General features: G+C 71.4%; 8 protein-coding genes and 1 pseudogene. All 9 read left to right on the top strand.

The features are described from left to right. Positions 1 to 423, top strand: a pseudogene (locus tag ABDW35_RS25640) (hypothetical protein); the annotation flags it as partial. A 173-nt stretch (positions 424 to 596) separates the two neighbouring features. Continuing rightward, positions 597 to 2,228: a TIGR04028 family ABC transporter substrate-binding protein gene (locus ABDW35_RS25635; protein WP_343716697.1), complete on the top strand. Its 1,632-nt coding sequence runs from the start codon at positions 597 to 599 to the stop codon at positions 2,226 to 2,228. Between the two features lie 242 nt (positions 2,229 to 2,470). Then, a complete protein-coding gene (locus ABDW35_RS25630) occupies positions 2,471 to 3,412 on the top strand; it encodes an ABC transporter permease (protein WP_343716696.1) in 942 nt (313 codons plus the stop codon). Beyond that, the gene (locus ABDW35_RS25625; RefSeq protein WP_343716695.1) at positions 3,409 to 4,275 is read left to right on the top strand and encodes an ABC transporter permease; all 867 of its coding nucleotides are present in this window, start codon (positions 3,409 to 3,411) and stop codon (positions 4,273 to 4,275) included. The genes ABDW35_RS25630 and ABDW35_RS25625 overlap by 4 nt, the downstream gene beginning before the upstream one ends. Then, a complete protein-coding gene (locus tag ABDW35_RS25620) occupies positions 4,272 to 5,897 on the top strand; it encodes an ABC transporter ATP-binding protein (RefSeq protein ID WP_343716694.1) in 1,626 nt (541 codons plus the stop codon). The genes ABDW35_RS25625 and ABDW35_RS25620 overlap by 4 nt, the downstream gene beginning before the upstream one ends. A 13-nt stretch (positions 5,898 to 5,910) precedes the next feature. Further along, on the top strand, positions 5,911 to 6,951 hold the full coding sequence (locus tag ABDW35_RS25615) for a putative FMN-dependent luciferase-like monooxygenase (protein WP_343716693.1): 1,041 nt from the start codon (positions 5,911 to 5,913) through the stop codon (positions 6,949 to 6,951). A 32-nt stretch (positions 6,952 to 6,983) separates the two neighbouring features. Next, on the top strand, positions 6,984 to 7,577 hold the full coding sequence (locus ABDW35_RS25610) for a CMD domain protein (protein ID WP_343716692.1): 594 nt from the start codon (positions 6,984 to 6,986) through the stop codon (positions 7,575 to 7,577). 8 nt (positions 7,578 to 7,585) lie between these two features. Further along, positions 7,586 to 8,188, top strand: coding sequence for an alkylhydroperoxidase domain protein (locus tag ABDW35_RS25605; protein ID WP_343716691.1), 603 nt, complete (start codon positions 7,586 to 7,588; stop codon positions 8,186 to 8,188). A gap of 28 nt (positions 8,189 to 8,216) precedes the next feature. After that, positions 8,217 to 8,969 (top strand): VOC family protein, encoded by a 753-nt coding sequence (locus ABDW35_RS25600; protein WP_343716690.1) that lies wholly within the window; start codon positions 8,217 to 8,219, stop codon positions 8,967 to 8,969. Position 8,970: the final 1 nt, after the last annotated feature.

Raw genomic sequence — 8,970 nt, 5'->3', positions numbered from 1 at the left:
CTCGATGCCTACCGCGCGGCTTGGCACGGCGCGCGCCAGCCCCGTGTGGCTTTGGGCCGGGTGATCGTGCCCTTCGACGGCGCGGATGACTGGACGCGCGCCCGCTACGCCGAATACGCGGCCAGCCGCCGTGAGCGCACGCTGGCGCCGCAGGGCGAGCGGCGGACCCTGTTCGCGCCGGATCTGGTCGGCCCCTCCGACCAGATCCTCGAGGCCTTGGCCCGCGATCCGGTGCTGGCCGAGGTATCGGAGCTGCGGCTGGAACTGCCCTACGAGTTCCGGCCGTTCGAGTACGAGCAGATCCTGGGCGACGCGGTGCGTCACATCCTGCCGCAGCTCGGCTGGGCGCCGGCGGGGCTGGGCAGTGCGGCGCCCGCGGTGCATGCCGCCACAGCCGAGGCTTGGGTGCCGCAAGGAAAATAGACGAATAAAATTTGTTATTTTTTATTAAAACTCGATAATATATGGTGAATTATGCCGGACATTCCGATCGCCGCGCGGCCATGCTGCGCGACCTCTCGGCGTGTCCTTGTAAGCTGAAAGTACAGTTCGAAGCGGCATATGTCGATCGTTGCGCATCCACGGAAGGGGTAATCGTGCCAATCCACACTCGTCTCCGCCAAGCGGCGTTCCTGGCGGTCGCGGCGCTGGCCGCAAGCCCCTCCTTCGCGGCCGACGGAAGCCCGGTCACCGGCGGCACGCTGATCTATCTGGAGCAGCAGTCCCACACCAACCTGTACCCCCCGGCGGGCGGCTTCTATCCGAATGGCGGGATCTTGAACCAGATCACCGACAAGCTGACCTGGCAGGACCCGAAGACGCTCGAGATCAAGCCCTGGATCGCCGAATCCTGGACCGTCAACGCCGATGCCACCGAGTACACCTTCAAGCTCCGCAAGGGCGTCACCTTCTCCGACGGCACGCCGCTCGACGCCGCCGCGGTGGCGAAGAACTACGACACCTACGGCAAGGGCAACCCGGCGCTGAAGCTGCCGGTGTCGGAGGTAATCAACAATTACGACCGCAGCGAGGTGGTCGACCCGCAGACGGTGCGCTTCTTCTTCAAGAAGCCGTCGCCCGGCTTCCTGCAGGGCACCTCGGTGATCGGCTCCGGCCTGGTCTCGCCGGCCACCCTGGCGCGGCCTTTCGACGAGCTGGGCGACGCCACCCGGATCATCGGCTCCGGCCCCTTCACGGTCGAGAGCGAGACGCTGGGCAAGGAGCTGGTGCTGAAGGCGCGCGTCGACTACGCCTGGGGCCCGGCGCCGCTGGCGCATCAGGGCCGCGCCTATCTCGACGGCATCAAATACATCGTGACGCCGGAGGACAGCGTTCGCATCGGCGCGCTCTTGGCCGGCCAGGCCGACTTCATCCGCCAGGTCCAGGCCTATGACGAGCCGCAGGTGAAGGACAGCGGCTACCTCGTCTATGCCGCGCCGACCCGCGGCGTGAACAACAGCGTGGTGTTCCGGCCGGACAATCCGCTGGTGGCCGATGTCCGGGTGCGGCAGGCGCTGCTGCACGCGACCGACGCGGACGAGATCGTCGGCACGCTGTTCTCGGAGAACTATCCGAAGGCGACCTCGATCATCGCCTCGACCGCGCTGGGCTATGTCGACCTGTCGGCCAAGCTGACCCATGACGAGGCGCTGGCGAAGCGGCTGCTCGACGAGGCCGGCTGGACCCTCGGCACCGACGGGCTGCGCCACAAGGACGGGAAGACGCTGGAGCTGACCGCCTATGAGTCGCTGCCGCAGCCGCAGAACAAGGAGACGCTGCAGCTGGTGGCCCAGCAATGGGCCCGGGTCGGCGTCAAGCTGAACGTGCTGGCCGGCGATTCCGGCAGCGCCACGGTCGACAACCTGGACCCCGAGAAGACGCCGGTGTCGCCGGCCATGGTCGGCCGCGCCGACCCGGACGTGATCAAGAGCCAGTACTATCCGTCGAACCGCGACGTGCTGCGCCAGAAGGGCGGCGCCAGCACCAAGGTGAAGAGCTTCGTCGACGACAAGCTGAATGGCCTGCTGGTGGCGCTGTCGTCCGAGCCGGACAAGGCCAAGCGGCTGCAGATCGCCGGCGAGGTCCAGGCCTATGTCATCGACCAGGCCTATGCGATCCCGATCTTCGAGGAGCCGCAAGCCTATGCCGGCGCGCCCTATGTCAAGGACATCGCCTTCGAGGCGGTCGGGCGGCCGTATTTCTACAACACCTGGCTGGCCGAGCACTGAAGGCTTTCAGAGATGCGAACCGATGCAGTCGTAGCGCGCTCTCTCTTGTCCCCCCTCCCCTCGCGGGAGGGGGGTAGGGGGAGGGGGCTGCGCGCGTCCGCGCGCGAAAGGTCTTGGAGTGATTCCGTTGGGCAAGGCAGTTTGCTGAAATCCAGGGCCGGCTCGGGCCGAGAAAACCCCCTCCCCCTACCCCCCTCCCGCGAGGGGAGGGGGGACTCGGTTGGGATTGCGGGGCCCCTCCCATGACCCGCTACCTCCTCGGCCGGGTCGGGCAGGCGGTGCTGGTGCTGTGGGCGGCGTTCACGGCGGCCTTCATCCTGCTGCAGGCCCTGCCGGGCGACGCGATCCTGATCAAGTTCCAGAACCCGGAGCTGGGGCTCAGCCCGGACCAGATCGCCGAGATCCGCCAATCCTACGGCGCCGACAGCCCGGTCTGGGCGCAGTACCTGCACACGCTGGGCAACTTCCTGACCGGCGATTTCGGCACCTCGGTCCAGGCCGGCGTGCCGGTCGGGCAGTCGCTCCTGGCCAACCTGCCGCCGACCGTCTGGCTGGCCGGCTTCGGCTTCGTCCTCGCCGTGCTGCTGGCGGTGGGGATCGCCGCGCTGTCCAGCCTCGCCGCCTTCGCCTGGCTGCGCTCGGCGATCCAGTCGCTGCCGTCGCTGTTCGTCTCGGTGCCGACCTTCTGGCTCGGCATCATGCTGATCCAGGTCTTCTCCTTCCGGCTGAAGCTGATCCCGGTGATCAACCCCGGGCCCTGGGAGGGGCTGATCCTGCCGGTGCTGACCCTGGCGGTGCCGATCTCGGCGCCGCTGGCGCAGGTGCTGGTGCGCAGCATCGACGAGGTCTCGACCCATCCCTTCGTCGCCGTGGCGCGGGCCAAGGGCGCCTCGCGCGCCGGGGTGCTGTGGCGGCATGTGGCGCGCAACGCGCTGCTGCCGACCCTGACCATCGCCGGCGTGCTGTTCGGCGAGATCCTGGCCGGCGCCGTGATCACCGAGACCGTGTTCGGCCTGAACGGCCTGGGCACGCTGACCGAGCGCGCGGTGCGCAACCAGGACACGGCGGTGATCCAGGCCGTGGTCGTGCTCTCCGCCGCCGGCTTCGTCCTGGTCAACCTGGCCGTGGACCTGCTGGCCCCGCTGCTCGACCCGCGCCTCAGATCCCGCGGAGCCGCCGCATGACCTCGCTGCAGACCACCGACCGCGCCCTTCCGGCCCGGCCGCCCCGCCGTCCCGCCTTCGCCTGGCTGGGCCGGGTGCAGCCCGGCCTGCTGCTGTCCTGGACGGTGATCGTCATCGTCACCGCCTGGGCCGTCGCCCCCGGCCTGTTCACCAGCGCCAACCCCCTCGCGGGCGTGCCGCGCGAGAAGCTGCGGGCGCCCAGCGCCGAGCACATCCTGGGCACCGATGCGCTGGGCCGCGACCTGTTCGCCCGCCTCGTCCATGGCGCGGTCAACTCGCTGTCCGGCGCCTTCGTCGCCGTCGCGGTCGGCCTGCTGGTGGGCACCGCCATCGGCCTGATCGCCGGGTCGACCGGCCGGCGCACCGATGCGGTGCTGATGCGCATCGTCGACGTGCTGCTGTCGGTGCCGTCGCTGCTGCTGTCGCTGGCGATCATCATCCTGCTCGGCTTCGGCACGGTGCATGCCGCGATCGCCGTCGGCGTCACCTCGATCGGCCGCTTCGCCCGGCTAGCCCGGTCGGAGGTGATCCTGGTGCGCCGGTCCGACTATGTCGAGGCCGCCTTCGGCAGCGGCGGCCGCTTCGGCGCCGTGCTGTGGCGGCACATCCTGCCGAACTCCGTCACCTCGGTGATCGCCCTGGCGGCGGTGCAGTTCGGCACCGCGATCCTGCAGATCTCGACCCTCGGCTTCCTCGGCTACGGCGCGCCGCCGCCGACGCCGGAATGGGGCCTGCTGATCGCCGAGGGCCGCAACTACATCGCCACGTCGTGGTGGCTGACCACCGTGCCCGGCGTGGTCGTGGTGCTGGTGGTGCTGGCGGCCAATCGCATCGGCCGGTCGGTCGGGCGGAGGACGATATGACCGTGCCGGTGCTGGAGGTCGACAACCTCAGCGTCTCCTATACGGGCGACCGGGCCGGCGCGCAGCGCGTGGTCGACGGAGTCTCGTTCCGCATCCAGCCGGGCGAGGTGGTGGCGCTGGTCGGCGAATCCGGCTCCGGCAAGACCACCACGGCCCAGGCGGTGATCGGCCTCCTGGCCGAGAATGGCCAGGTCGATAGCGGCGCCATCCGTCTCGCCGGCACCGACATCTCGGGCTGGTCGCAGAAGCGGCTCGACGCCATCCGCGGCGCCCGCATCAGCCTGATCCCGCAGGACCCCGGCAGCTCGCTGAACCCGGTCAAGACCATCGGCGCCCAGGTCGAGGAGATCCTGGCCATCCACGGCCGCGGCGACCGGGCGTCAAACCGGGCGCGGGTGGTCGAGCTGCTGGGCCGGGTCGGCCTGTCGCGGCCGGAGCTGCGGGCACGGCAATACCCGCATGAGCTGTCGGGCGGCATGAAGCAGCGGGTGCTGATCGCCATCGCCATCGCGCTGCAGCCGGCCCTGATCATCGCCGACGAGCCGACCAGCGCGCTCGACGTCACGGTGCAGCGCCGGATCCTCGACCTGATCGACGAGCTGCGGCGGGAGTTCGGCACCGCGGTGCTGCTGGTGACGCACGACCTCGGCGTCGCCGCCGACCGGGCCGACCGGCTGATCGTGCTGCAGGGCGGCCGGATCCAGGAGCAGGGGCCGGCGGCGGAGATCCTGGCGGCGCCGCGCAGCGCCTACACCCGCCAGCTGCTGTCCGACGCGCCGTCTTTGGCGAAGGCGGAGCGCCGGGCGCCGCGGCCGATGGCGGCGGGGCAAGGCGGCGATGACGCCATCGTGGTCGAAGGCTTGGTGCAGGATTTCAACCTGCCCGGCCGCGGCGGCCGCTTCCGCGCGGTCGACGGCTTGTCCTTCGCGGTGCGGCGCGGTACCACCCACGCCCTGGTCGGCGAATCCGGCTCGGGCAAGACCACCACGGTCCGCGCGGTCGTGGGGTTCCAGAAGCCCACCGCCGGCCGCATCCGCATCGGCGGCGCCGACCCGGCGGCGCTGAAGGGCGAGGCGCTGCGCCGGTTCCGCCGCAGCATCCAGCTGGTCTACCAGAACCCGTTCGGGTCGCTCGACCCTCGGCAGAACATCTTCGAGATCATCGAGGAGCCGCTGCTGAACTTCGAGCGCCTGCCGAAGCCCGACCGCGCCCGCAAGGTGCGCGACATGCTCGACCGGGTTGGCCTGCCGCAGGCGGTGCTGGACCGGCGGCCGCGCGCCCTGTCGGGTGGGCAGCGGCAGCGCGTCGCCATCGCCCGCGCCCTGGTCCTAGATCCGCAGGTGCTGGTGCTGGACGAGGCGGTGTCGGCGCTCGACGTCACCGTCCAGGCCCAGATCCTCGGCCTGCTCGATACGCTGCAGCGCGACCTCGGCCTGACCTATCTGTTCGTGTCGCACGACCTCGCCGTGGTGCGGCAGATCGCCGACACCGTCTCGGTGCTGCACAATGGCCGGCAGGTCGATGCCGGGCCGGTCGAGGCGGTGTTCCGCAATCCGAGCAGCGACTACACGCGCGAGCTGATCGACGCCATCCCCGGGCGCCGGCTCGCCGTCTCCGCATGAAAGGCTTCCTCTCGTGACCATCCAGCGCCTCGGCTTCTTCACCCGGCTCCTCGACGAGGCGAGCGCGCAGGAGCGCTACCGCCTGGCGACGGAGCAGATCGCGACGGCGGAGCGGCACGGCTTCGATAGCGCCTGGGTCGCCCAGCACCATTTTCATGAGCCGGAAGGCGGGCTGCCGGCGCCGCTGGTGTTCCTGGCGCAAGTGGCGGCCCGCACCTCGCGCATCCGCCTGGGCACCGGCATCATCACCTTGCCGCTGGAGAACCCGGTGCGGGTGGCGGAGGATGCGGCGGTGCTCGACCTCTTGTCCGACGGCCGGCTGGAGCTCGGGCTCGGCACCGGCGGCACGCCCTCGGCCTTTGCCGCCTTCGGCCTCGACAGCGCCGAGCGCGGGCAGATCTTCGGCCGGCACCTGCAGGTGCTGCTCGATGCCTGGGGCGGCAAGCCGCTGGACGGCGCCGACACCCGGCTGTACCCGGCGGCGCCGCAGCTGCTGGGCCGGATCTGGCAGGCCACCTTCTCGGTCGCCGGCGGCGCCCGGGCTGGCGCGGCGGGCGACGGGCTGATGCTGTCGCGCACCCAGCCGCGCCCGGCCGATGCGCCCGACGCCACCCTGGCCGAGATCCAGGACCCGATCGTCGACGCCTATCTGGCGGCCCTGCCGGCCGGGAAGGCGCCGCGCATCCTGGCGTCGCGCAGCGTCTTCGTCGCCGACAGCCGGGACGAGGCGCGCCGCTTCGCCGAGCGCGGGCTGCGCCGCCAGGCCGACCGCTTCGCCGCCGCCGGCCGCGGCGCCCCGGGCGACACGCTGGACCAGCTGATCGCCGCCTTCGACGTGCATCTCGGCACGCCGGAGGAGGTGATCGCCTCGCTGCGCGCCGACGCCACGCTGCGCCGCGCCACCGACCTGGTGGTGCAGGTGCATTCGGTCGACCCGCCGCACCCCTTCATCCTGCGCTCGATCGAGCTGGTGGCGCAGGAGGTGGCGCCCGCCTTCGGCTGGGCCCGCCGGGACCGGGGCGACGACATCCGCCTCGCCGCCGCGTCCTGCTGACGCCGCCCGACCATTCGCAAGAGGACCTGACGATGAGTGAACCGACGGCCGACGTCATCGACCTGCTGGCCGGGGTCGAGCACAGCTCCGCCCTCGACCGCATCCGGGACCAGCGCCCGGTGGCCCGCGAGAACGCGCAGAAGAGCTGGGCGGCGCTGTTCGAGCCGGAGGATCCCGGCAGCGTCTCGGTGCCGGAGCGCTACGCCGTCGCGGCCTTCGTCGCGGCGCTGCATCGCGAGCCGGAGACGGCCCGCTTCTATGCCGAGGCCCTGGCCCGGCACGATGCCCGCCTTGCCGCCGCCGTGGCGGCCGAGGCGGGGCGGGGCCGGACGGAAGGGCCTTACGGCCACTACCCGGAAGGGCCGCTCAGCGCCGAGGACAGGCGCGGCCCGGTCTACCACGTCTCGGGCGATGGCCGCTCGGTGCTGGGCCCGCGCCTCGCGGCGGCGCTGGAGCATACGCATCTGCTGGTGTTCCGTCCACGCGATGCCAGCGCCGCGGCGCTGCAGGCGCTGCTCGACGCCGGCTGGTCGACCACCGACATCGTCACCCTGTCGCAATTGGTCGCCTTCCTGTCCTTCCAGATCCGCGTCGTCGCCGGGCTGCGCGCCCTGGCCGCCGCCTGAGGCCCACCATGACCGAGATCGTGCTGACCCATCCCGACAATCATGAGCCGACCGTCTTCACCCAGGACGAGCTGAACTGGCTGCCCTGGCTGGAGCCGTATCCGGCCGACCAGCTGACCGAGCGGCACTTCGCCGGCCTGGTCGATGCCGCCCGCGCCAAATCCGACTATTTCCGGCTGCTGGTGCGCGACCCGGACGTGCTGCAGGCGCGGACCAGGACCGACAAGGACATCTTCTACAACCCCGAGGGCGGCCTGCCGCGGGCGGAGCGCGAGCTGGCCGCGACCGCGACCTCGCGCCTCAACGGCTGCATCTACTGCGCCTCGGTCCATTCCCGCTTCGCCACCATGCATTCCAAGCGCGGCGACGACGTGCAGCGTCTGCTGGACGAGGGCGTCGGCGCCGATCTCGGCGAGCGCTGGAACGCCATCGTCGCGGCCTCGGTGGCGCTGACGGAGACGCCGGTATCGTTCGGGCCGGAGCATGTCCGGCGGCTGCGCGCGGCCGGGCTGGATGATGCGGCGATCGCCGACGTGATCCAGGGCGCCGCCTTCTTCAACTGGGCTAACCGCCTGATGCTGTCGCTGGGCGAGCCGCAGGCGAAGGCCTGACCATGCCGCATCGACAAGGAAGCCGACCATGACGCTGCCGCTCGACCATGTGGTGATCGCCGTCCAGGACCTGGAGCGGACCGTCGCCGACTACGAGGCGCTCGGCTTCACCGTGGCGCCGGGCGGGGAGCACACCCACGGCGCCAGCCACAACGCGCTGATCGTCTTCGCCGACGGCGCCTATATCGAGCTGATCGCCTTCCGCCGCCCGAACCCGGAGTTCCGCTGGTGGCGGGTGCTGGACCAGGCCGGGGACGGGCTGGTCGATTTCGCCCTGTTGCCCGGCGACATCGCGGCCGACGTGGCGGCGGCGAAGGCGCGCGGCCTGGCCCTCGAAGGTCCGACCGATGGCGGCCGGCTGCGGCCGGACGGCGAGCGGCTGGAATGGCGCACGGCGCGGGCGGCGACCTCGGACCTGCCCTTCCTGTGCGGCGACGTCACGCCGCGCCGCCTGCGGGTGCCGGAAGGCAATGTCCGCCGCCACGCCAACGGCGCGCTCGGCATCGCCGGGGTCGAGATCGCGGTGGCCGATCCGGCGGCCAGCGCCCGGCGCTATGCCGCCCTGCTCGGGGCGGAGGCCGAGCCCGGCGCGCCGATCGATCTGGGGAACGGACAGTCGGTCCGCCTGGCCGGGCCGGACCGCGCCCGCGTGGCGCTGGAGACCCGCGGAGAGGGCCCGGTGTCGCTGACGCTGCGCGTCTCTCCCGGCAGCGCGACCGGCAATTTCGATTCGGCGCTCACCCGGGGCGTCCGCATCGGACGGACCGTGTCGAATCCCTGAT

The organism is Inquilinus sp. (assembly GCF_039594555.1).
Taxonomy (GTDB): Bacteria; Pseudomonadota; Alphaproteobacteria; order DSM-16000; family Inquilinaceae; genus Inquilinus.
This window is presented reverse-complemented; position numbering and strand designations above follow the sequence as displayed.